We start from the raw sequence: 21,352 nt of genomic DNA, 5'->3' as shown, positions 1-21,352 counted from the left end.
AACCTTAGTACCTCAAAAAAATGAAATTCCTCAAACTCATTCGATACAAAAACCTACTGATGCTTGCTTTTATGCAAGTATTATTTCGTTATGCTTTTTTTAAACAACAAAACGTTCCTTTAGCTTTAGCGGACTGGCAATACGGATTATTGGTTTTAAGTACCGTTTTACTGGCCGCGGCGGGTTACGTAATCAATAATATTTATGATGTTGCGACCGACAGCATCAACAAACCTAATGATGTTGTAATTGGTAAAGGAATTTCTGAAACCACCGCTTATAACATTTATATTGGACTAAATATTACCGGTGTTGCCATTGGGTTCCTTTTGTCTAATATCATTCTTAGACCCATGTTTGCTTCGTTCTTTATTTTGATCGCTTCACTTCTCTATTTTTATGCGACAACTTTAAAGCAAATTATGATACTGGGGAATTTTGTTGTAGCGTTACTGCTTTCTGTAAGTGTATTGATTATTGGGGTTTTCGATCTTTTTCCTGCTACAACTTCAGAAAATCAGGCACAAATGGCGAGTCTGTTCTCTATCTTAACCGATTATGCTCTATTTGCCTTTATGATCAATTTTATTCGTGAAATAGTCAAAGATATTGAGGATGTTAATGGCGATTACAATCAGGGAATGAATACGTTGCCTATTGCAATCGGAAATAGCAGGGCAGCAAAAATTGCGTTGGGATTTGCTATAATCCCTTTTATCTCCTGTCTGCTTTACATCAATACTTACTTTGTCAAAAACAACCTTTTTATTGCTACCTTTTATGCTTTTGCCTTTGTATTAGCACCGCTGCTCTACTTTATTGTCAAAATATTTGGTGCAAAAAATCAAAAAGAATTTTATCATTTAAGTACCGTTTTGAAATTAATCTTATTCTTTGGAATTTTATCAATTCTCGTTATCACTCTAAATATCAAGTACAATGCTTAAAGAAAAACTAAAAAAATATACTTTAATTCTGGCTTCCGGATCACCACGCAGGCAACAGTTTTTTAAGGACCTCGATCTTGACTTCGAAATTAGATTAAAAGACATTGAGGAGATTTATCCACCTGAATTAAAGGCGGTCGAAATAACCGATTATCTGGCAGAATTAAAGGCCAATGCATTTGAAGGTGAACTTAACGAAAATGAAATTTTAGTAACCAGCGACACTATCGTTTGGCATCAAAATAAAGCATTAGGCAAACCAAAAGATGCTGAAGAAGCCTTTAAAATGATCCAGTCGCTATCCAATACCTCACATGAAGTAATAACGTCCGTTTGTTTTAAGACAAATCATTCTTCCACACTATTAAACGATATTACAAAGGTTACTTTCAATGATTTATCCGACGAGGCTATTTTGTATTACATCCAAAACTACAAACCTTATGATAAAGCCGGTGCTTATGGTATTCAGGAATGGTTTGGTTTTATGGCAGTTGCAAAAGTAGAAGGTTCTTATACTAATGTTATGGGATTGCCAACAGCAAAAGTTTATGAATATTTGAGTACTTTAGTGTAAAATTTTATTTATGTTTTCTTTTAAAGAATATAGTCAGGAGATCTTAACCACCGTAATTCTAATTTTCGTTCTTGTGGCCTTACGTGTTATCGTTGCGAAATTAATTCGCCGATATGCCAGCACAAGTCAATTACTAGAGCACCGGACCAATTTGGTAATCAAGTACATTCATTTACTGATGAACATACTGGTTCTGATTAGTTTAATTGTAATTTGGGGCGTTGAAACTAAAGATATTTTCATAACTGTTTCTTCTATTGCCACTGTGATTGGAGTGGCTATGTTTGCTCAATGGTCTATTCTGAGCAATATAACTTCGGGAATGATTTTGTTTTTTTCCTTTCCTTTTCGAATTGGAGATACCATCAAAATTCATGATAAAGACTTTCCTATAGAAGCCGAAATCGAGGACATAAGTGCCTTTCATGTGAATTTGAAAACAAAAGACGGTGAGAAGATCATTTTTCCAAATAATTTATTGCTGCAAAAAGGAATCTCTATCATGCCGGTACAATACGAAGAAAAAGAGTTCTTTGATTAAATAAGAATGGGAATTTTATAAAGTTATATTAAAAAGGTAAAACAGATTATTTATAATAAAATATAATATTTGTTTTACAAATTTTCAGCCTTTATTTAATTTCCATCAACAATGAACCACTCTGTAAAATTACCTTTTTATGCTAAACTTGCTTTTATTCTGGTAAGTTTTATAAGCTTTGCCTTTATTTTCTGTATCGGAAAAGATATTATTACTCCGGTATTACTGGCATTTTTATTTGCGGTCTTATTGGTTCCTATTTTTACATTCTTACATTCCAGATTAAAATTTCCCAGACATCTTGCTGCTGCGGCTTGTATTTTAATTTTCGCTTTATGCATTGTTGGTATCTTAGTTTTTATTTCTTATCAGATTAGTGATATTGCCAACGATTTTGATGCAATAAAGAAAAATGCAAACGCTTTCATCACTGACATTCATAAATTTGTAAAAGATAATTTTCACGTGAGCATCGGCGAACAAAAGAAGTACCTGGATAATGTGACCAAAGACTCTGTACAAAACGGAAAAAGCTCCATAGGTTCAGCCATAATCTCCATAACAGATCTTCTGCTAGATTGTACTATCATCCCAATTTATACTTTTTTATTTCTACTGTATAAAGATCATTTTATTCTTTTCCTTGCTAAATTAGTCCCTAAAGAAGATCATGCGATTTTAAAAGACATCCTTTCACAAATAAAAGTTTCGATTAACAATTATATTGTGAGTCTGATTTTTGAAATGATAGTGGTTTCTATTCTGACAAGTTTAGGACTCTGGATTATTGGCGTAAAATACTTTATTTTATTAGGGTTAATAACCGGAATTTTAAACATGATCCCATATATTGGCATTCTGATCGCCGGTATCATCACAGTAATAGCATCCTTAACTGGAACACCGGAAAACTCTATTATTCTTGGAATTCTGATTGTAAACATTGTTGTACAGCTGATTGATAACAATATACTTGTTCCTTTAATTATTAATTCTAAAGTAGAAATTAATGCCTTCGTTTCGATTATGGGAATCATTATCGGTGGTGCCGCTGCGGGAATTTCAGGTATGTTTTTGGCCATCCCACTTTTAGCCATTTTAAAAATTATATTTGAAAGAATTGAATCCTTAGAGCCCTGGGGATATTTGATGGGTAATCACATGCCTAAAAAATTCAGCTGGAGAATCCGAAAACTAAAGGTCGAAAATTAAATAGTATCACAATTCAAAATATAATCGCAATAATTTCTTATATTCATCTCAAAATCGACCTTCAAGCCAGTCAAAAATTATATAATGTCCATAATCAGAAAAATATCCCTTTTTATTCTATTATGCTTTTGCTTACAAGGCACTTATGCTCAGGTTAATTCGCCTCAAAAAAGCGAAAACCGTAAAAAAGACAGCAGCGAGGTCTATCAAAAAATTCGGAACTACTCTAAAAAGAATAAATTTACACAAACCCTGCACAAATTATTCTTCAGAGGAAACAGGCCTCAAAAAAAAGAAATTCTGGTGCAAAACGATACTACCGATTTTAGCGGAAAAATAATTCGGAACATTAACATTATTACACTCGATCCTTTTGGACACTCCCTTATAGACACCACTCAGGTGCCCAAAAATTGGGGAGAGCGAACAGGAAACCGACTGCATTTAAAAACCAAAAAAATTGCAATCTACAATCTGTTGTTGTTTAAGAAAAATACACCTTACGACACTTATAAAGTACAGGAATCTGAGCGTTTGATACGATCTCAAAGATACGTGACAGCTGTACGGATCACTAATAAAGTAGCGGGAATGGCTTCAGATTCAGTTGATGTCACGATTAGAGTTCTGGACTCGTGGAGTACGATTCCTAAATTTGCGATCTCGAGCAATCAGGTTTCTTTTGGTATTAAAGAAAAAGACTTTTTTGGATGGGGACAGCAGCTGGAATACAAACATACCAGCAGGTTTAATGATGGCCGGACTGCAAATGAAGCAACCTACACCATTCCTAATATCAAAAACACTTATATAGGAACCACCTTGTTCTATAAGATCGATATTGACAATAATTACAGCAAGAGTATCAACGTTGAACGCCTCTTTTATTCCCCTTTGACCAAATGGGCAGGTGGTGTTTATACAGGTCAAAACTACAGAAAAGACAGTTTGCAGGCGCCTGATAAGTCTTATGCTTTTCAGCCTTTTAAGAATAACTTTCAGGATTTCTGGGCAGGACATGCCAGTAAAGTATTTGAAGATGAAAATGGTATAACCAATTTGGTGGCAACCGCACGCTTTCTAAATGTCAATTATACCGATGCTCCGGCTGAACTTTATGATCCTACCCATTTTTATTCAGATGAGAAATTGATTCTGAGCGGAATCGGTCTGAACCGACGCAAATTTATAAAAGACAACTATATTTTCAGAAATGGCCAGACAGAAGACGTTCCTATTGGAAGAATCTACGGAATCACTTTAGGCTATCAGTACAAAAACGCGCAGTGGCGGCCTTATGCAGGAGCTCAGTTTTCTTTTGGAAATTATTATCGTTGGGGATTTTTAAGTATGAGTTTTGAGGCAGGTACGTTTTTTCATGATTCTAAAACTTATCAAACAGCCTTTTCATTTCAATCTACTTACTTTACAAAACTATTCAGTATTGGAAACTGGAAACTGCGTCAATTTGTGAACCCAATTATGGTTATTGGTGCCAATCGGGAAAATATTATCGGAGATCAGCTTAATATTAATAATAAAAATGGTTTAGCCGGGTTCAATACCGCTTTATACGGTACAAATAAAATGGTTTTGTCACTTCAAACCCAAAGCTATTCTCCTTATGCGCTCTGGGGATTTCGTCTAAACCCGTTCTTTAATTACTCGGTTGCGGTACTGGGAAAACCAAATGATGCCATAGGAAGAAATAAAGGATACCAGAAAGTGACTTTAGGTTTGCTGATTAGTAATGATTATCTGGTATTCAGTTCCTTTCAGCTTTCGCTCTCCTACTACCCTACCATTCCTTATCAGGGAGATAGTGTTTTTAAAACGAATACTTTTGAGACTAGTGATTTTGGTTTGCAAAACTTTGAGCTGGCCAAACCAAGAGTTGTGGAATATAAATAATGAAAAAATATTTTATTTCACTTTTTTTTCAAAAAAAAACAAAAAAGCCAAAACTACTTCACTACCAAAAGATTAACTAAACTTCTCGTTTTACAAAATCGTTAAAACGCATAATTTATCCGATGAAATGCAAAATACTTTATTTTTTGGCACAGTATATGAATATCCTAAAACAGGATCAACCATAACTTTAAAATTAGAAAAATGAAAACAATAAAATTAGCAATCGCAGGATTATTTCTCCTGGTTGCAAATGCCACGCAAGCGCAGGTATCTATAAATGTTAACATCGGAGCACCTCCAGCTTGGGGACCTGCAGGATATGCAGAAATGGAGTATTATTACTTGCCCGACATCGAAGCATATTATGATGTAAGAGCTTCCCAGTTTATCTATTTTGGAGGAGGAAGATGGGTTAGAACAAATTACTTGCCGAGACAATACAGAAATTATGATTTGTACGGTGGTTACAAAGTAATTTTAAACGATTATCACGGCAGAACACCTTATACTTACTTTGATCGTCATAGAGTAAAGTATTACAAAGGATATCATGGTGCACCGCAAAGATGTTACAAACCGAGACCAGCTTATGGATATAATGACGATCGTTATGAGCGCAGAAACCATAAACACTATGATAAAAAGCGTAACAAACACGACAGAGACGATGACGACGATGACGATCATGATGATCACGATGGTCACTACGGCCGCAGAAGAGGCTAATATTTGCTAAATCATTAATTTTCAATACAAAAGAGTATCAAAATCATGATACTCTTTTTTTATGCATGCATACTAAATGATAAAAAAGTTAATTTATTAAAGATATTGTAAAAATAATAGCTAAAACGATTGAAAAAGTTAAAGTATTCCTAACCGTTTTTAAAAATGTTTTAAATAATCGTAATTTTGCACGAAATTTAAACTAAAAAACAGAGTTTATGAAGAAGAGAGTTTATTTATTTTCATTATTAGCGTTGTCCCTTTTTACATTTTGTACCAATCACGAAGACTCCGCTACGAATGATCAGGCTAAAAATAACAACATCGAAATCAATAGTGATGTTGCCGCTTTAAGCAAAAGACTTGATTATACCAATTCGGGAGTAATCTCCATCACTGGTCCATCCACATCTACAGGTAAATTTTCAAAAAGCAGTCCGTCTTCTACGACTGATTTACCGTTAGTACAAATTGCGGAAATCAATCCTCCAAAAGATAACAACGGAAGAACTTTACAAGCCAATCATGTTGCAGTAAACGGAAACTATGCTTATGTTGCTTACACTATGAGTGGTGAAGCCTATTCAGGAGCAATTGATGTTATTGATGTTTCTGATCCGTATAAACCGAAATTGATTACTTCTGCATTGATCGCAAACACTGATATTACATCATTAACCTATTCCAATGGAAGTTTAATTATTGGCGCTGCGGCAGATGTTGATAAAAATCCGACACTAACAAGTCCTGCTGTTGTAATTAACATGACGTTAAATTCAGGTATGCTGACTGATAAATATACTATAACTAATCTTGAAGGTCAAGTAACTACTGACATTGCTTCAAATTCGGGCTCTTATTTTGCCGTAACAGGAGATCAGGGAAGTTTATTTAAAATCAATACGGCTTCCAAAGCAGTTTCTGGCAAAGTTGCGGTAGAAGATTTACGTTCTGTCGCGATCAGCGGGGACAAAGTTGTGACCTTGAGTGGTTCAAAAGGAGTAAATATTTACAATGAATCTACGCTTACTTTGCAAAAAAGCTTTACCACATCAACAGATGTAAAAGCAGCAAAAAGAACAATGGATTTTGATGGTACCAAATTATTAGTATCAGAAGGATATAACGGTTTAAGCGTTTACGACCTTAATAGCGGTTCTAAACTGCAAACCATCTCACTAGCGACTGTCGGTGAGGAAAATGTAACCAATGCCGTATCGGTAAATGATGGATATGCCTTTGTAGCCAATGGTGCTGCAGGTTTAAATGTATACAAAACAGGTTCACAACTAAGTTTACTGGGAACCGTTGATATCTTAGGTTCGTCTAACTATGTAAAATCCAGCGGTGATTTTATTTATGTGGCTAGCGGAAAAGGCGGTTTGAAAATCATCAAGATGGAAAAACCAAATACCACTTTCGCCGGATGTACCGGATACGGAACTTACAATCAGGGACAAAATCTGATTTTAAATTCAAATGAAGTGAAATCTTACTCGGGTGCTACAGCCATTAACACGGCTATTGTTAATTCGGGAGCAGTATTAACCCATTGTGGTTCGATTACCATTCAAAACAGTCTGACTTTAAATAGCGGCGGAACTTTCAATATGAGCGGAACGCTGTCTCAGGGGAAATACCAACAGTCTAACCCAACAGAATTTATTATTAACAGTAACGCCGTATTACAAATTGAAGGTACTGTAGTGATTTGGGGAGATTTACGATTAAATAGTGGTGCGAAGATCCATTTCACAGGAAATAATTCTTCTATTACGATTTATGGAAAAGTAACGAAGAACAGTAACGTCACCATTACAGGAAACTATAAAGACACAGAAAACAAGTTGAAATAAGTGCTGTAATCCTAAGAAATACCACATGATCTAAGGTGTTAGATCCATTTTCTTTAAAGCTGTCAGATTAAATCTGGCAGCTTTTTTTTGGAATTAATTTTCTTAAAAAAGGAAATCAATAACCAAACATTAACATTTCATTTAAATACTGTACAATAATTTAATTAGTATTTTTGAACTTCTATCAAAAAACACCTAACCACACTATGCGAAAAATTCAGATACAAGTTCTTCTTCTTTTTTTATTAGGTACTACGCTATCTTTTGCACAACAACCACAAAAACCAAGTTCTGTCGAAATTTACAATCAAATTAAAAAATTAAACTTTTTGGGGTCCGTATTGTACATTGCAGCACATCCGGATGACGAAAATACCCGTTTAATTTCCTATATGGCCAACGAAGTAAATGCCCGAACAGGTTATTTATCTTTAACCCGTGGCGATGGAGGGCAAAACTTAATTGGACCGCAATTGCGTGAATTGTTAGGCGTTATCAGAACACAGGAGTTAATCGAAGCCCGAAAAATTGACGGCGGTGAACAGTTTTTCTCTCGCGCAAATGATTTTGGTTACTCAAAAAATCCTGATGAAACTTTAGAAATCTGGAATAAAGACAAAGTATTAGCGGATATGGTATGGACGATCCGAAAATTTCAACCCGATGTGATCATCAACCGATTCGATCATCGCTCACCAGGTACCACACACGGACATCATACCTCCTCGGCGATGTTAAGTGTAGAAAGCTTTAAACTTACAAACGATCCAAAAATATATCCGGAACAATTAAAATATGTAAAACCGTGGCAGGTTAAACGTCAGTTTTTCAATACATCCTGGTGGTTTTACGGAAGTCAGGAAAAATTTAACGCTGCCAATAAATCGAACTTTGTTCAGTTAGAAACAGGAGTTTATTATCCGGGAATTGGAAAATCTAATCAGGAAATTGCCGCTTTAAGCCGCAGTCGTCATCAATCACAAGGTTTTGGAAGTACCGGAGCCCGTGGGGACGAAACTGAATTTTTAGAACTTATTAACGGTGATCGACCTAAAGAATCTAATTTATTTGATGGAATTGATACTTCATGGAATCGCGTTAAAAATGGTAAACCTGTTGGCGATTTAATCTCTTCAATTATCGCTAAATATGACTTTAGCAATCCGTCGGCCAGTATTCCCGATTTGGTTAAAGCTTATGTCCTGATTGAGGCACTGGAAGACGATCATTGGAAAACCGTAAAAACGGCTGCCCTTAAAAACATTATCGCTTCCTGCACCGGATTGTATCTCGAAGCTGCCGCCATCGAACAGGAGGCAACACCCGGAAGCACCATAAAAATAACTCTGGAAGCCATTAATCGATCTTCGATTGATATGCAGCTGAGCAGTGTAACTTCGCTGCCGGACCAAAAAAACACCGCACAAAACATACTGCTGAAAAACAATAAAGATCAAAAAATAAGTTTGGCACTTCAGCTTCCCAATACACTTGAATATACGCAGCCTTATTGGCTAAAAGAAAAAGCAACCGAAGGAATGTATACCGTTTCCAATCAGGAAAATATTGGGATTCCCGATATTATCAGACAGGTAAAAGTTGTTTTTAATGTTAAAATAAATGGAGTAGAAATTCCGTTTGAACGCACTGTCATTTACAAATACAACGACGGTGTAAAAGGTGAAATGTATAACTTTCTGGACATCGTTCCCGAAGTTACGACTTCAATTCTCGAAAAAGTTTTAATTTTTGGAAGCACCCAAAGCAAACTGGTTCCGGTAAAAGTACGTGCCGGAAAAGACGGCATCAAAGGAAATTTACAATTGGAATTACCAAAAAGCTGGAGCGTTTCTCCAAAAGAAATTCCTTTTACCTTAGAGAAAAAAGGAAACGAGCAAATCTTTTATTTTGAAGTTACACCACCTGTAAATCCCGAAGAAACTGTTGTGAAAAGCATTGCTATTGTCGACAACAAACGTTTTGACAAGGATCAGACCATTATTGACTACAGTCATATTACTAAACAGATGGTACTAAAACCTGCGGAGTCAAAGTGTATTCGAATAGAATTAAAAACAAATGGTGACTCCATTGCTTACATTATGGGCGCTGGTGATGAAGTTCCGGAAAGTTTAACGCAAATGGGATACAAAGTTACTATCATAAAACCGGAAGAAATCACCCCTGAAAAACTGGATTCCTTTAACGTAGTGATGACTGGTGTACGTGCTTACAATACCGTAAACGCACTGGCGCATAAACAAAACATACTTTTTAACTTTGTGAAAAGCGGTAAAAACATGATCGTACAGTACAATACGTATGGCCAAACCGTTACCGATCAGATTGCACCTTATCCTTTAAAAATATCAAATGATCGTGTTACAGAAGAAAATGCTAAAATTACTTTTCTGGCACCCAATCATCCTATTTTAAATACACCAAACAAAATCAGTCCTAAAGATTTCGAAGGCTGGAAACAAGAACAAGGTTTGTATTATCCTGATCAGTATGATCCTGCCTTCACTCCTATTCTCTCTTCACACGATAAAGGTGAATCTGCTAAAAATGGTGCTTTATTGGTAGCGCCCTACGGAAAAGGATACTATATTTACACCGGTCTAAGCTTCTTTAGAGAACTACCCGAAGGTGTTGCCGGTGCTTATCGACTGCTATCGAATATGATTTCATTAAAACAGCCTATAGAAGCTCCTAAACAAGAATTAAAAAAATAAACCATTCTCAATATGGAAGCTAAAAAAATAAAAAAATGGAAAAAAAGCTACACCTACGTTTTGGTAGCCAATGCCATCTACATTCTGATTTTTTTCCTCATCATGAAATTATACTCATAACCTATGCAACTATTTGATTGGATCGTACTAATTGTTACTCTTTTATTTATTGTTGGGTACGGCTCTTGGAAAACCAAAGGGAGTAAGAACGTTGAGGATTTCATTCTTGGAAACAACGAAACTCCCTGGTACACTGTTGGGCTTTCGGTAATGGCAACTCAAGCCAGTGCCATTACTTTTTTGTCAACTCCCGGACAGGCTTATCATGACGGAATGGGTTTTATACAATTCTATTTCGGATTGCCCATTGCAATGATCGTGATTTGTGTGACTTTTATACCCTTGTATCATAAGAACAAAGTATTTACCGCCTATGAATTTCTAGAAAAGCGATTCGATTTAAAAACCCGCTCTTTGGCCGCTATTTTATTTTTGGTCCAGAGAGGTTTAGGAACCGGATTAACCATTTACGCTCCGGCGATTATCCTGTCGGCTCTTTTGGGATGGAATTTAACGCTAATGAACATCGTGATTGGTGTTCTGGTAATCATATACACGTTCTCTGGAGGAACAAAAGCGGTAAACGTAACACAGAAACAACAGATGTTTGTGATCGTGTCGGGAATGTTTATTACTTTTTTCTTAATCCTGCATTACCTGCCAAACGATATGACTTTTACAAGTGCCCTGCATATTGCCGGAGCAAACGATAAAATGAATATTGTAGATTTCTCTTTCAATCCCGAAGAAAAATATACTTTTTGGAGTGGAATCACCGGTGGTTTTTTCCTTGCACTTGCCTATTTCGGAACTGATCAGTCACAGGTGGGACGCTATTTATCCGGAAAATCGGTTCGTGAAAGCCAAATGGGGCTTATCATGAACGGACTTTTGAAAGTACCTATGCAATTCTTCATCCTGTTAACAGGAGTTATGGTTTTTGTCTTTTTTCAATTCAATCCTGTTCCTTTAAATTTTAATCCAAACAATAAAATTGTGATTGAAAAATCGGCTTATAAAGAAGAGTATCATGCTTTAGAGAAAAAACTAAGCAATCTTTCAGAAGACAAAAAAGTGATTAATTTATTGTACATCGACCAGTTGAATCAGGATTTCGATAATCCGATTTTACGAAAAGAACTGGTTACTATATCAAATAAAGAAAAAGACCTTCGCGATCGTGCCAAAGAAATCATATCAAAAGCAGACAGCAACAGTGAAACCAACGACAAAGATTATGTCTTTTTCCACTTTATACTGCATTATTTACCAAAAGGGCTTATTGGTTTATTATTAGCTGTAATTCTTTCGGCCGCCATGTCTTCAACAGCTTCCGGATTAAATGCATTAGCTTCTACAACAGCTATCGACATTTACAAACGAAATCTGAAGACCGAAAAGTCCGAAAAACATTACCTGAATGCGACTAAGTTCTTCACCTTATTCTGGGGAATTATAGCCATACTCTTTGCCTGCGTGGGGACCCTGTTCGAAAACTTAATTCAATTGGTAAATATTATTGGGTCTATTTTCTACGGAACCGTATTAGGAATCTTCCTTGTTGGTTTTTACCTGCGCCGTGTAAAGGCCAAAGCAATGTTTTTCAGTGCCATTATCAGTCAGATCACTATATTTATCATCTATTATTTTATGATTGCTATTTACCCAAGCGGTCAGGAAAAACTGGGGTATTTGTGGCTGAATTTTATCGGAGCAATTTTGACCATTGTCCTAGCGCTATTCATGCAGTTTGCCTTTTTTAGAAACGAGCCCGATGCTGAGGAGGTAGTTTTGGAATAGTTTAATTTAAAACCAGAAAAAATGAAACTGAATTTAGATGCCATTGTCCTATATGTTCAGGATGTAAACCGATTAAAATCTTTTTACACTACAATTTTTGGTTTTGAAATACTTGAAGAATACGAAGCCGAATGGGTGCTTTTGAATGTTGGTAACGCTAAAATCGGGCTTCATAAAATTGGTGATCCCTATTTGGCTCAAATTAAATCTGGTTATAAATTTGACAATAACACCAAAATTGTTTTTGAAATTAATGAAGATATTCATGCACTAAGACAAGTACTTCTTGATCAAAATGTATTGATGCGGGAAGTAAGTACTTTTGATACTTACGAATACTGGCTCTGTGATGGAGAAGATCCTGAAGGAAATGTATTTCAGTTGAAGCAAAAGAAATAAGGATTGAAAAAATTATGTTTGGATAAACTAATCTTTATCCAAACATAATTTTTTTTTTCTGGATCGGAATGAATTAGCCCTGATGGAGCGGCATCCTTTTGTGCCGGGGTTCGGCACAAAAGATACAGCGGACAGCAGGAATAGCTACAAAAAAACACTCCATTAAATTCAAATATATGGTCTTACATTTGAGTTTTTAAAAGACTGAGAATTCTTTTCAAATTTCTATCTTTGAGAAAGTAACCTTTAAAATTCCAACTCTATGAAAGATTTGAAAAAGTACAGCAATAAAACTAAGGCTGCTTTTATTTTATTGATTGTAATGCTTCTTATTTTACTGGGGAACTTCAATACACTTCAAAATTCAAAAAATGTAAATGAAAACATTAACGCCATTTACAAGGACCGCTTAGTTGTGGCACATTACATTTTTCAATACTCTAAAGAACTTCATTTTATAAAAGCGGAAGCCGAAAAACTAGATTTAAGCGATACAATCAAAAAAGACGAGATCGTTCAGACGCTAAATGTTATTCACACCATTGACGATTTGTATGCCAAGACGGTTTTAACCAATACCGAAAAACAATATTTTGATGCTTTTTTAAGTTCCTGCAAAGAAATAAACAATCAGGTCGCGAACAAAAACTGGAATAAAATTGCGGTTTCTAGCGATCAGGCGCTAAAAACTCTAGAAGCCCTGTCGCAAATCCAGATTCAGGAAGGAAAAGCAAAACTGGCAAGTGCAAACGCCATGTACAGTAAAAATAATAGTCTTGGGCAGCTTCAGATTGCTTTGCTCATTATTTTGGGCGGAATCACTTTTTACTTACTGGTTGTCAAAAAAATCAAAAAAAGTATCAAAATTCCGGAACCGCCAAGTTTGAACTAATTGAAGTGATGTAGTTTGCGGATGTCCTACGCGGATTTTGCGGATTCGTTTCACGAAAACGCGGATTTTCGCAGATCTTTTTTTGGGCTTTGATTGTTACTGTAGCGTTTGACGTAAACAACTACATTATCCACTTAACAATCAATCACTTAATTGAACTTCTCATCTAGCAAACTATAAATATCACTCCTCCGGAGTTTTTTTGTTGTGGAGGGTAATTGTGCTATAGATATTCCGCTCCTCTGGAGCTCATTCCATTATTTGCGGAAGGGTACAAATAGAAAAAATCCGCGTAAATCCGCGTTTTCGTGAAACGAATCCGCGTAGTCAGCGTGTAAAACCAACGTATGTACCTCTGTATCAATAGCAATAACAATAGCAATAGCAATGTCAACATTAAAACTAAACCCCCAAAGGAGTAAAGCTTTTTAAAAATCTGCGTAAATCCGCGTTTTCGTGAAACGAATCCGTGTAATCCGCGTGCAAAGCAAAGCCAAAGTATATATCAATATTAAAACTAACGCTATCTATTATTTCAATTTCCTGTCCTCTTCTTTAATTGGTAAATCATTGATACTTGCAAATCGCTTTTGCATCAGTCCATTGACATCAAACTCCCAATTTTCATTTCCATATGCTCTGAACCAGTTTCCATCGGGATTCTGATACTCATATTCAAATCGCACTGCAATTCTGTTTTCGGTATGTGCCCAATACTCTTTTTTAAGTTTGTAATGTTTTTCTTTTTCCCATTTTCGGGTTAAAAACTGAATGATTGCTTCTCTCCCATTTACAAACTGATCTCTATTTCGCCATTCGCTGTTAACCGTATAGGCTTTTGAAACGCGCTCAGGATCCTGACTGTTCCAGGCATCTTCTGCTAATTGAATTTTTTCTAAAGCCGTTTCGTAAGTGAAAGGCGGCAATGGTAACTTCTGTTCCATAACTATAAAATTAAAGTTTGAATTATTATTTTGGATTGTTCTATAAGCTGATTGGATTTAAAAAGCTGACTTTCGATAATACAGCTTTCAAAAAGCAAATAAATATGTGCTGCAACAAGCTCATTGTCAATGCCTCTCCTGAAATAATTTCGTAAATCTGATTTATGATTTTGAATTACAGCAAGCATTTTTACATTGTCTGCCGGTATTTCCGAAAGCAGGTTCAGAAAACTACATCCTCTGAAATTTTCCTTCTGATTCATAAAGATCAAAAAATCAAAAGAAGCCAAAACCTTTAGTTTGGTATCTTTTTTATCCAAAGTGAAACTTTCAAGTTGGTTAAACCAATACTCATGTCGCTGGTTTAAAAAAGCAACCCCCAAGTCTTCTTTTGATTTAAAATGCTGATAAAAGCTTGCCTTTGCTACTTTCGCTTCTTCAATGATCTGATTTATCCCGGTAGAATTATATCCCTGGGTATGAAACAAAACAGAAGCTTTATCTAAAATTCTTTCTTTGGGTTGCATATCTAATGTACGTTTGGAAGTACAAATGTATATCTTTTTAATTAAAACAGACAGGTCTGTCTGTATTTATTTGATCTAAGAGCGTCTATATTGGGTCAGGCTTACGCCCTTACAGGGCTTAGAGAAGTGTTACCATTATTCATGGTACTCCGAGCCATGTTATTGCTAAGGCTCTTTCAGAGCAATAGGCATCAAATGCTCTTGTTTTATAAAAGCAAGCTGTATATCATTTTTTTAACTTAGACCCTAACTTTTGAACCTGATCCGCAATCAGGACTATAAAGAATCATTTTTAAGCAAAAAAAAATCCAAATTCCAATTGAACATTGGAATTTGGATTTTTTAAATTTAGAATTTAATAATTCAATGAATTATTATCTGCTCCACTCAGCAATACTATCTTTATTCAACTTTACATAGTCTTGATTTTTAGCAACTTCAGCAGCAGCCAAAGAAGCTTTTGCTGTTTCTATAGCTCCTTTTTTATCTCCTTGTTTCGCCTGAATTTGCGATTTCAATCTTAAGATGTAATATGGTTTATCAGTGCTCAAATCTAATGATTTATCTACATAAGTTCTGGCAGTTTCGATATTTCCGTTAGTCTGGAACAAATAAGTAGCCGCTGAGAAATAATCGTTTGAACTTGGTCCGCCTAAAACTTTATCGATGCTTGCAGTTGCAATTTTTGCAGTTGGTACCTCGAATTTTAATGCTACATGAGAATTTTCCCAAGACATTTCTAAATAACCATAATTTGGATCTAAACCATTAATTCCAATAGTAAAAGTTTCCACCGGAGTTGGCAATGCATCCTCTTTTACCGTAGTTCTCAAAGCTACGTAAGAGTCGCTCCAGTTTTCAGGTAATCCCCAGTTGTCAGTAGAAAGGTAAAATATAACTTCCCAGCTTTCGATTTTAGGAATGGTATAAATTGCATATTTTCCTTTTTTCAATGTTTTTCCGTCAATCACTACATCATCACTAAAGTTAATGATAGTGTTTTCGTTAGCTCCGGTTCTCCATAATTTTCCAAACGGAACTAAATTTCCAAATACGGCTCTTCCTCTGGCGCCAGGTCTTGAATATGTAACTTCAACATCAGTCAGACCAACTGTTTGCTTGACGTATCCCTTAGGACTCGCCTGTGGAGTTTTTATTTGTGCTTCTGAAGCAAAAGGAGCCAAAACGATGGCCAATGCAATAAGTAGTTTTTTCATTTTCGTAGTTTATTTTGTTCCCTCAAATTTACAAATTCAATTAGCGAACAAATGTTAAATTTAACTTAATTCAACCTTTTAATTGCGATATTTTTTGCGCATTTAATTCATGAAAGTGGTTGATAATCAAATCAGCATCTGATAAATCCTGAAATTTTGAATGATGACTGTTATAACCCACACAAAAAACACCCGCACCCTTGGCTGCTTTCACTCCGTTTGTACTGTCTTCGATGATGATACAATTTTCTTTTGGAGCTTTGGATAGTGAAGCTGCGTGCACAAAAATAGCTGGATTTGGCTTGGATTGCGGAAAATCTTCACCACTTACGATGTCGGTAAAATATTGATGCAGATTAAATCTGGTAAACACACGCTCGATCGTTACTTTGGAAGCTGAGGAAGCCAAAATTAGCTGTATTCCGTTTGCATATAAATCTTTTATCAAATCTTCAACCCCTTCTAATAGGTACAGATCTTCTTTGGTATCAAAAGCATCATTAAAGATACTTCTTTTACGCTGAATTAAATCTTCTACTTCATGCTCAATGGCTGGAAAAAGTCCTTTTAACGTCTGAAACGTATTTCGTGTCGAAAATCCGGTAAACGAGGTATACATTTCTTCTGTTACGATTATGTTTAATTCCGAGAATTGTTTGTAGTAAGCATAACGATGTACGGGTTCAGTGTCTACAATCACACCGTCCATATCAAAAATTACTGTTTTTATCATTTCTTTTTAAGTTACTAAGGTTCTGACGGGCTAAGGTTTTTTAGATGCTGAGGTACTAAGTGGCTAAGGTTCTGAGTTTAAAACTTAATTCCTCAGAATCTTAGCATCTTAGCACCTTTCTTACTCCTTTTTAAGCAAATGACGGATCACCGTTTCAGCAACATGCAGGCCAAATAGACCCGGCATGTAACTGTTAGTTCCGTAGAATGACTTTTTGAAGTTTTTCCCGTCTGTTAATTTCAAGCTTTTTTCGTCCTGAATTTCAGAAGAGAAAACTACTTTAAGTTTGTTTATTTTTTCTGCTTTTAGACGCTTTCTGATCGTTTTTGAAAAGTAACAGTTTATCGTTTTAGAAATATCGGTGACTTTTACTTTCGAAGCCAGCATTTTTCCGCCCGCGCCCATACTGCTGATGATTTTTACTCTTTTACGTTTGGCTGCAATGATCAGGTTTAATTTTGGTGTGATACTGTCGATGCAATCCAAAACGTAATCAAACTCAGAAGAAACGATTTCGAAAGCTCTTTCCGGAGATAAAAACTCTTGTACTCTTGTTAATTTCAATTCCGGGTTAATATCCATTAAACGATCTCCAACAATGGTAATTTTTGGCTGACCAACCGTTGAGTGCAAAGCCGGCAATTGTCTGTTTATATTTGTAATATCTACGACATCCCCATCTACAATTGTCATGTTTCCTACTCCTGCCCTTGCCAAAAATTCAGCTGCAAATGATCCAACTCCTCCTAAACCTACCACCAAAACATTCGAGTTTTGTAAGTTTTGCAATCCTTCTTTAGTAAATAAAAGCTCGGCTCTTTCTGTCCACTCTGCCATATATAATATTTTTCTTTTGTTTAATATTGTTTCTTTTGTTTCAAGTTTCAGGTTTATGAAGTTTGTTTCTGAAAAACACTGTTGAAATTCCCCAAAATATGATCCTGTAATTCTTTAATCGTTATATTTTTGTATGTTGTTGCCAATTCATAAACCTGCTCTATACTTTCCTCAATGGTATCTGTTTCCAGAAAAAAGCGATCATTTGGAACAGATTGAAAAACCGTTTTTAAATCGGGATTTCGCAGGAGATATTTTCCAAACGAAATATAAAACCCCTCCTTGATTAGCTGTGCGGCAATATGACCGTTTTTAGAAAAACCGTGAACGATCATCGGAACCGAAATTTTCATTTTCTTTTTAAGGAGAATCACTTCCTGAAAAGCTGCAACACAATGTATGACTACGGGTTTTTGATACTTTTCGGCCAAAGCCAGCTGCTTCTCAAAAACGATAATTTGTTGTTCTAACGGAATTTCGATTCGTTTGTCTAAACCACATTCACCAATAGCCAGACAATTTTTGGATTGTAATTTTTCTTCAATAATTTTCAATTCAGCATCAATTTGATCCTCTTTTATATACCAGGGATGAATTCCAACAGAATAAAACGGAATCGAAGCATCAAACTCTTGCGGGTATTGATTGACCAATTCCAGTACATTGGATTGATTTTTAAACTGATGGGTATGAAAATTAAAGAATTCCATTAATGAAATGCTTTAACTCCTGCTTTGATGGCCACATTCAGATCGTTTTCTAAAGGAACTAATGGACAGGAATACTTATGATTGTAAGCACAATACGGATTATACGCCTGATTAAAATCGACTGCAATTGTATTTCCTTTCGGGATTTTCAAGTCAATATATCTTCCTCCAATATAACTTTCCTTACCCGAAGTTAAATCTGAAAAAGGCAGGAATAAATGATCTTTATATTCTTTCGTTTTCGAAAGTTCTATATTTCTGTAAACATTCAATTTAAGTTCAACCCCATCGATCGTAAAATATAAAGTACCGTATTTGATATATTTTGGCGTTCTTGTTCCCGTAGTTTTCATTTCGAAAACTTTCTCGTTTTGTGCTTTTTCAAATTTTGCAGTCACAAAATACTTTGTGTTTATAGGATAAAAATCTAAACTTTTAAACGTTTTCAAATCTTCTTCCATTAACGGACTCGTCTTAGCATCAGCATATTCTGAATTAATTGTCTTTTGAAATTTTTCGCTTTCCTTTTGATCAAATTTATTTTGTCCGAAGCAAAAATTAATTGCTAACAATACTAAAAAAACTATACTATTTTTCATCTTAGAAATTTTGAGCAAAAATAGTTCAAAAGTAACAAAGCAGCAACCGCTCATCCGTACAAAGTTTACTAACTTTGTTGCAAATAACTTATTTATAATGCTTAAAACCGCTTTTAGCCGCTACATCAATAATTTTAAAGGTTTTTCGAGAGAAATTTGGATTCTTGCTATTGTTACTTTTATCAATCGTGCCGGAACCATGGTGCTTCCTTTTTTGTCCAAATATTTAAAAGAAGATTTACATTTTACTTATAATCAGGTAGGCTGGATTATGGTGGCTTTTGGTTTCGGATCAATGTTAGGTTCCTGGCTGGGTGGAAAATTAACAGACAAAATCGGGTTTTACAAAATCATGATTTTTAGTTTGTTTACTAGTGGGGTTTTCCTTTTCCTTATTCAATATGTTACACATTTCTGGACGCTTTGCATCGCGATATTTTCTTTAATGACCATTGCCGATATGTTTCGCCCGGCGATGTATGTTTCGCTTGGTGCCTATTCTGAACCCGAAAACCGAACGCGTGCCCTTAGTTTGGTACGTTTAGCCGTTAACTTAGGATTTGCCGCAGGACCTGCGTTAGGAGGTTTGATTATTATGGGTATGGGATATTCAGGCTTATTTTGGGTAGACGGTGCATCGTGTATCATCGCCATTTCGATATTTGCCATACTGGTTAAAGAGAAGAAAAAAATACTACACGAAGATAAAATCGAAAGTACCGAAGTTAAAAAATCGGTTTTTCAGGACAAAATCTTTTGGGTTTTCTTGTTTGTGTGTTTTGCGACGGCTATCATATTCTTCCAGCTTTTTACCACCTTACCGCTGTATCATAATGAAAAATTTGGTTTAAGCGCGTTTCAGACCGGACTATTAATGACACTAAACGGGTTGCTTATTTTTACTTTGGAAATGCCAACTGTTGCTTTTATGGAGCGAAAAGGCTTTCCTAAAATAAAAATTATCACACTTGGATCTTCCATTATAGCCTTGAGTTTCTTTTTACTGTTAATTAATATTTGGGCATGGATTCTGGTAATCAGTATGATTCTTTTCTCGATTGGAGAAATTCTCAACTTCCCCTTCTCGAATGCTTTTGCGCTAAGCCGGGCACCACGCGGACAGGAAGGCCGTTATATGGCACTTTACACCATGAGTTTTAGTCTTGCACATATTGTAAGTGCAAAATTAGGATTCGAAATCATCTCCCGATTCGGATACCAAATCAATTGGCTTTTCATGGCTTCTATTGGAGTTTTTGCCACTCTATGCTGCTTTTGGATTAAAAAGGCATTGGTCAGGGAGAAAATATCTTAAAAACTTACTCTCCTTATATTCCTTATCGTTTATTAGACCCGATAGTTTTTTGAAACCTGTCGGGTTTGTTTATATATGAAAACATTTTTTACAGGTCAAAGTCCAATAATTCTCTTGGATGTTTTCCTAATTATTTAATCCATAAAAGAAATTCCATCATAGGTTATAAGTTCTTATAACGTTTTAAAAAAAAATATTCGCGTCTTTTACTAAAATAATGATAGGTCATGCAAAAAGTAAAAGAAAAGCAAAATTGGCAAATCCCCTCAGAGATTGAATTAATTTACAAAACCAAAGTAAAAGCATCCCAGCGCCCACATATAGGTTCTGCTAGTTCAGTTTATAAATTGGCTCTGAAAATCTGGGACCCCGGAAAAATTGAGTTTCTCGAGCAGTTTAAAGTATTCCTGCTCGACAGATCAAATAAAGTATTGGGAATATTTGAAATTTCGTCAGGAGGAACAACAGGGGCTTGTGTTGACCTTAGATTATTGTTCGTGGCAGCGCTCAAAACAAATGCAACAGGCATTATTATAATTCACAATCATCCATCGGGTAAAATACTTCCTTCACTTGCTGACAAATTGATTACTAAAAAAATAAAAGAGGCAGGTACAATCCTGGACATTGTTTTAGTAGATCACTTAATCATCACTTCAGAATCCTATTTTTCTTTTGCAGATAATGCTATTCTCTAATATTTGGCCTCTTAAAATTTCGAAAAACGACACAACCAATAATCATTTAGCTTTTATTCAGATTCTGTCCAAGCTCTATTATACAAAGTTTCCTTCACTTATTTTTTAAACTT

General features: G+C 35.5%; 20 protein-coding genes. 13 read left to right on the top strand and 7 right to left on the bottom strand.

The features are described from left to right. Nucleotides 1-20: 20 nt before the first annotated feature. The 11 genes from AC3IS6_RS15645 (at nt 21) to AC3IS6_RS15595 (ending at nt 13,659) form a co-directional block, all read left to right on the top strand. Complete coding sequence (locus tag AC3IS6_RS15645; protein ID WP_489160702.1) at nt 21-947, top strand: geranylgeranylglycerol-phosphate geranylgeranyltransferase; 927 nt, start codon at nt 21-23, stop codon at nt 945-947. Beyond that, nucleotides 940-1,524 (top strand): Maf-like protein, encoded by a 585-nt coding sequence (locus tag AC3IS6_RS15640; RefSeq protein WP_489160699.1) that lies wholly within the window; start codon nt 940-942, stop codon nt 1,522-1,524. Before AC3IS6_RS15645 ends, AC3IS6_RS15640 begins: the two co-directional genes overlap by 8 nt. A gap of 10 nt (nt 1,525-1,534) precedes the next feature. After that, nucleotides 1,535-2,065, top strand: coding sequence for a mechanosensitive ion channel domain-containing protein (locus tag AC3IS6_RS15635; RefSeq protein ID WP_489160697.1), 531 nt, complete (start codon nt 1,535-1,537; stop codon nt 2,063-2,065). Between the two features lie 111 nt (nt 2,066-2,176). After that, the gene (locus tag AC3IS6_RS15630; protein WP_489160696.1) at nt 2,177-3,277 is read left to right on the top strand and encodes an AI-2E family transporter; all 1,101 of its coding nucleotides are present in this window, start codon (nt 2,177-2,179) and stop codon (nt 3,275-3,277) included. Between the two features lie 84 nt (nt 3,278-3,361). Next, complete coding sequence (locus AC3IS6_RS15625) at nt 3,362-5,188, top strand: hypothetical protein (protein ID WP_489160695.1); 1,827 nt, start codon at nt 3,362-3,364, stop codon at nt 5,186-5,188. Between the two features lie 204 nt (nt 5,189-5,392). Next, the gene (locus AC3IS6_RS15620) at nt 5,393-5,917 is read left to right on the top strand and encodes a hypothetical protein (protein ID WP_489160694.1); all 525 of its coding nucleotides are present in this window, start codon (nt 5,393-5,395) and stop codon (nt 5,915-5,917) included. Nucleotides 5,918-6,135: 218 nt separating this feature from the next. Beyond that, nucleotides 6,136-7,773, top strand: a complete 1,638-nt coding sequence (locus AC3IS6_RS15615; protein ID WP_489160692.1) for an LVIVD repeat-containing protein — start codon at nt 6,136-6,138, stop codon at nt 7,771-7,773. A 206-nt stretch (nt 7,774-7,979) separates the two neighbouring features. Next, nucleotides 7,980-10,508, top strand: a complete 2,529-nt coding sequence (locus AC3IS6_RS15610) for a PIG-L family deacetylase (RefSeq protein WP_489160691.1) — start codon at nt 7,980-7,982, stop codon at nt 10,506-10,508. Between the two features lie 123 nt (nt 10,509-10,631). After that, entirely contained in the window at nt 10,632-12,368 is a 1,737-nt protein-coding gene (locus AC3IS6_RS15605; protein WP_489160690.1) for a sodium:solute symporter family protein, read from the top strand. 21 nt (nt 12,369-12,389) lie between these two features. Then, nucleotides 12,390-12,767, top strand: coding sequence for a VOC family protein (locus AC3IS6_RS15600; protein WP_489160689.1), 378 nt, complete (start codon nt 12,390-12,392; stop codon nt 12,765-12,767). Nucleotides 12,768-13,029: 262 nt separating this feature from the next. Then, nucleotides 13,030-13,659, top strand: a complete 630-nt coding sequence (locus AC3IS6_RS15595; protein WP_489160687.1) for an MCP four helix bundle domain-containing protein — start codon at nt 13,030-13,032, stop codon at nt 13,657-13,659. Between the two features lie 530 nt (nt 13,660-14,189). Here the strand turns inward: AC3IS6_RS15595 and AC3IS6_RS15590 are convergent. From AC3IS6_RS15590 to AC3IS6_RS15560, 7 genes are all read right to left on the bottom strand, one after another. Further along, nucleotides 14,190-14,603 (bottom strand): DUF1348 family protein, encoded by a 414-nt coding sequence (locus AC3IS6_RS15590; protein WP_489160685.1) that lies wholly within the window; start codon nt 14,601-14,603, stop codon nt 14,190-14,192. A gap of 2 nt (nt 14,604-14,605) precedes the next feature. Continuing rightward, on the bottom strand, nt 14,606-15,130 hold the full coding sequence (locus tag AC3IS6_RS15585) for a TetR/AcrR family transcriptional regulator (protein ID WP_489160683.1): 525 nt from the start codon (nt 15,128-15,130) through the stop codon (nt 14,606-14,608). 374 nt (nt 15,131-15,504) lie between these two features. After that, entirely contained in the window at nt 15,505-16,347 is an 843-nt protein-coding gene (locus AC3IS6_RS15580) for a DUF2911 domain-containing protein (protein WP_489160682.1), read from the bottom strand. 70 nt (nt 16,348-16,417) lie between these two features. Then, nucleotides 16,418-17,080: an HAD family hydrolase gene (locus AC3IS6_RS15575; RefSeq protein WP_489160681.1), complete on the bottom strand. Its 663-nt coding sequence runs from the start codon at nt 17,078-17,080 to the stop codon at nt 16,418-16,420. Nucleotides 17,081-17,200: 120 nt separating this feature from the next. Further along, nucleotides 17,201-17,917 carry a tRNA threonylcarbamoyladenosine dehydratase gene (locus AC3IS6_RS15570; protein WP_173967457.1) on the bottom strand — a complete coding sequence of 239 codons (717 nt, stop codon included), beginning with the start codon at nt 17,915-17,917 and terminating at the stop codon, nt 17,201-17,203. A gap of 53 nt (nt 17,918-17,970) precedes the next feature. Further along, nucleotides 17,971-18,627 (bottom strand): TatD family hydrolase, encoded by a 657-nt coding sequence (locus tag AC3IS6_RS15565; RefSeq protein WP_489160679.1) that lies wholly within the window; start codon nt 18,625-18,627, stop codon nt 17,971-17,973. After that, on the bottom strand, nt 18,627-19,226 hold the full coding sequence (locus AC3IS6_RS15560; protein WP_489160677.1) for a DUF1684 domain-containing protein: 600 nt from the start codon (nt 19,224-19,226) through the stop codon (nt 18,627-18,629). Before AC3IS6_RS15560 ends, AC3IS6_RS15565 begins: the two co-directional genes overlap by 1 nt. A 97-nt stretch (nt 19,227-19,323) precedes the next feature. Here AC3IS6_RS15560 and AC3IS6_RS15555 point away from each other — a divergent pair, with 97 nt between their 5' ends. Together AC3IS6_RS15555 and AC3IS6_RS15550 are read left to right on the top strand one after the other, a co-directional pair. Beyond that, a complete protein-coding gene (locus tag AC3IS6_RS15555; protein ID WP_489160675.1) occupies nt 19,324-20,541 on the top strand; it encodes an MDR family MFS transporter in 1,218 nt (405 codons plus the stop codon). A 227-nt stretch (nt 20,542-20,768) separates the two neighbouring features. After that, nucleotides 20,769-21,239: a JAB domain-containing protein gene (locus tag AC3IS6_RS15550; RefSeq protein WP_489160673.1), complete on the top strand. Its 471-nt coding sequence runs from the start codon at nt 20,769-20,771 to the stop codon at nt 21,237-21,239. The last annotated feature ends 113 nt before the right edge of the window (nt 21,240-21,352 follow it).

This window comes from Flavobacterium sp. KH_035 (assembly GCF_057839565.1).
Note: the sequence above shows the minus strand (reverse complement) of the source record. Positions and strands in the feature narration are given on the sequence as shown.

What these genes read in the sequence shown, in the direction of transcription:
- AC3IS6_RS15645 (WP_489160702.1), top strand. Translation starts at nt 21, where the DNA reads ATGAAATTCCTCAAACTCATTCGATACAAAAACCTACTGATGCTTGCT.
- AC3IS6_RS15640 (WP_489160699.1), top strand. Translation starts at nt 940, where the DNA reads ATGCTTAAAGAAAAACTAAAAAAATATACTTTAATTCTGGCTTCCGGA.
- AC3IS6_RS15635 (WP_489160697.1), top strand. Translation starts at nt 1,535, where the DNA reads ATGTTTTCTTTTAAAGAATATAGTCAGGAGATCTTAACCACCGTAATT.
- AC3IS6_RS15630 (WP_489160696.1), top strand. Translation starts at nt 2,177, where the DNA reads ATGAACCACTCTGTAAAATTACCTTTTTATGCTAAACTTGCTTTTATT.
- AC3IS6_RS15625 (WP_489160695.1), top strand. Translation starts at nt 3,362, where the DNA reads ATGTCCATAATCAGAAAAATATCCCTTTTTATTCTATTATGCTTTTGC.
- AC3IS6_RS15620 (WP_489160694.1), top strand. Translation starts at nt 5,393, where the DNA reads ATGAAAACAATAAAATTAGCAATCGCAGGATTATTTCTCCTGGTTGCA.
- AC3IS6_RS15615 (WP_489160692.1), top strand. Translation starts at nt 6,136, where the DNA reads ATGAAGAAGAGAGTTTATTTATTTTCATTATTAGCGTTGTCCCTTTTT.
- AC3IS6_RS15610 (WP_489160691.1), top strand. Translation starts at nt 7,980, where the DNA reads ATGCGAAAAATTCAGATACAAGTTCTTCTTCTTTTTTTATTAGGTACT.
- AC3IS6_RS15605 (WP_489160690.1), top strand. Translation starts at nt 10,632, where the DNA reads ATGCAACTATTTGATTGGATCGTACTAATTGTTACTCTTTTATTTATT.
- AC3IS6_RS15600 (WP_489160689.1), top strand. Translation starts at nt 12,390, where the DNA reads ATGAAACTGAATTTAGATGCCATTGTCCTATATGTTCAGGATGTAAAC.
- AC3IS6_RS15595 (WP_489160687.1), top strand. Translation starts at nt 13,030, where the DNA reads ATGAAAGATTTGAAAAAGTACAGCAATAAAACTAAGGCTGCTTTTATT.
- AC3IS6_RS15590 (WP_489160685.1), bottom strand. Translation starts at nt 14,603, where the DNA reads ATGGAACAGAAGTTACCATTGCCGCCTTTCACTTACGAAACGGCTTTA.
- AC3IS6_RS15585 (WP_489160683.1), bottom strand. Translation starts at nt 15,130, where the DNA reads ATGCAACCCAAAGAAAGAATTTTAGATAAAGCTTCTGTTTTGTTTCAT.
- AC3IS6_RS15580 (WP_489160682.1), bottom strand. Translation starts at nt 16,347, where the DNA reads ATGAAAAAACTACTTATTGCATTGGCCATCGTTTTGGCTCCTTTTGCT.
- AC3IS6_RS15575 (WP_489160681.1), bottom strand. Translation starts at nt 17,080, where the DNA reads ATGATAAAAACAGTAATTTTTGATATGGACGGTGTGATTGTAGACACT.
- AC3IS6_RS15570 (WP_173967457.1), bottom strand. Translation starts at nt 17,917, where the DNA reads ATGGCAGAGTGGACAGAAAGAGCCGAGCTTTTATTTACTAAAGAAGGA.
- AC3IS6_RS15565 (WP_489160679.1), bottom strand. Translation starts at nt 18,627, where the DNA reads ATGGAATTCTTTAATTTTCATACCCATCAGTTTAAAAATCAATCCAAT.
- AC3IS6_RS15560 (WP_489160677.1), bottom strand. Translation starts at nt 19,226, where the DNA reads ATGAAAAATAGTATAGTTTTTTTAGTATTGTTAGCAATTAATTTTTGC.
- AC3IS6_RS15555 (WP_489160675.1), top strand. Translation starts at nt 19,324, where the DNA reads ATGCTTAAAACCGCTTTTAGCCGCTACATCAATAATTTTAAAGGTTTT.
- AC3IS6_RS15550 (WP_489160673.1), top strand. Translation starts at nt 20,769, where the DNA reads ATGCAAAAAGTAAAAGAAAAGCAAAATTGGCAAATCCCCTCAGAGATT.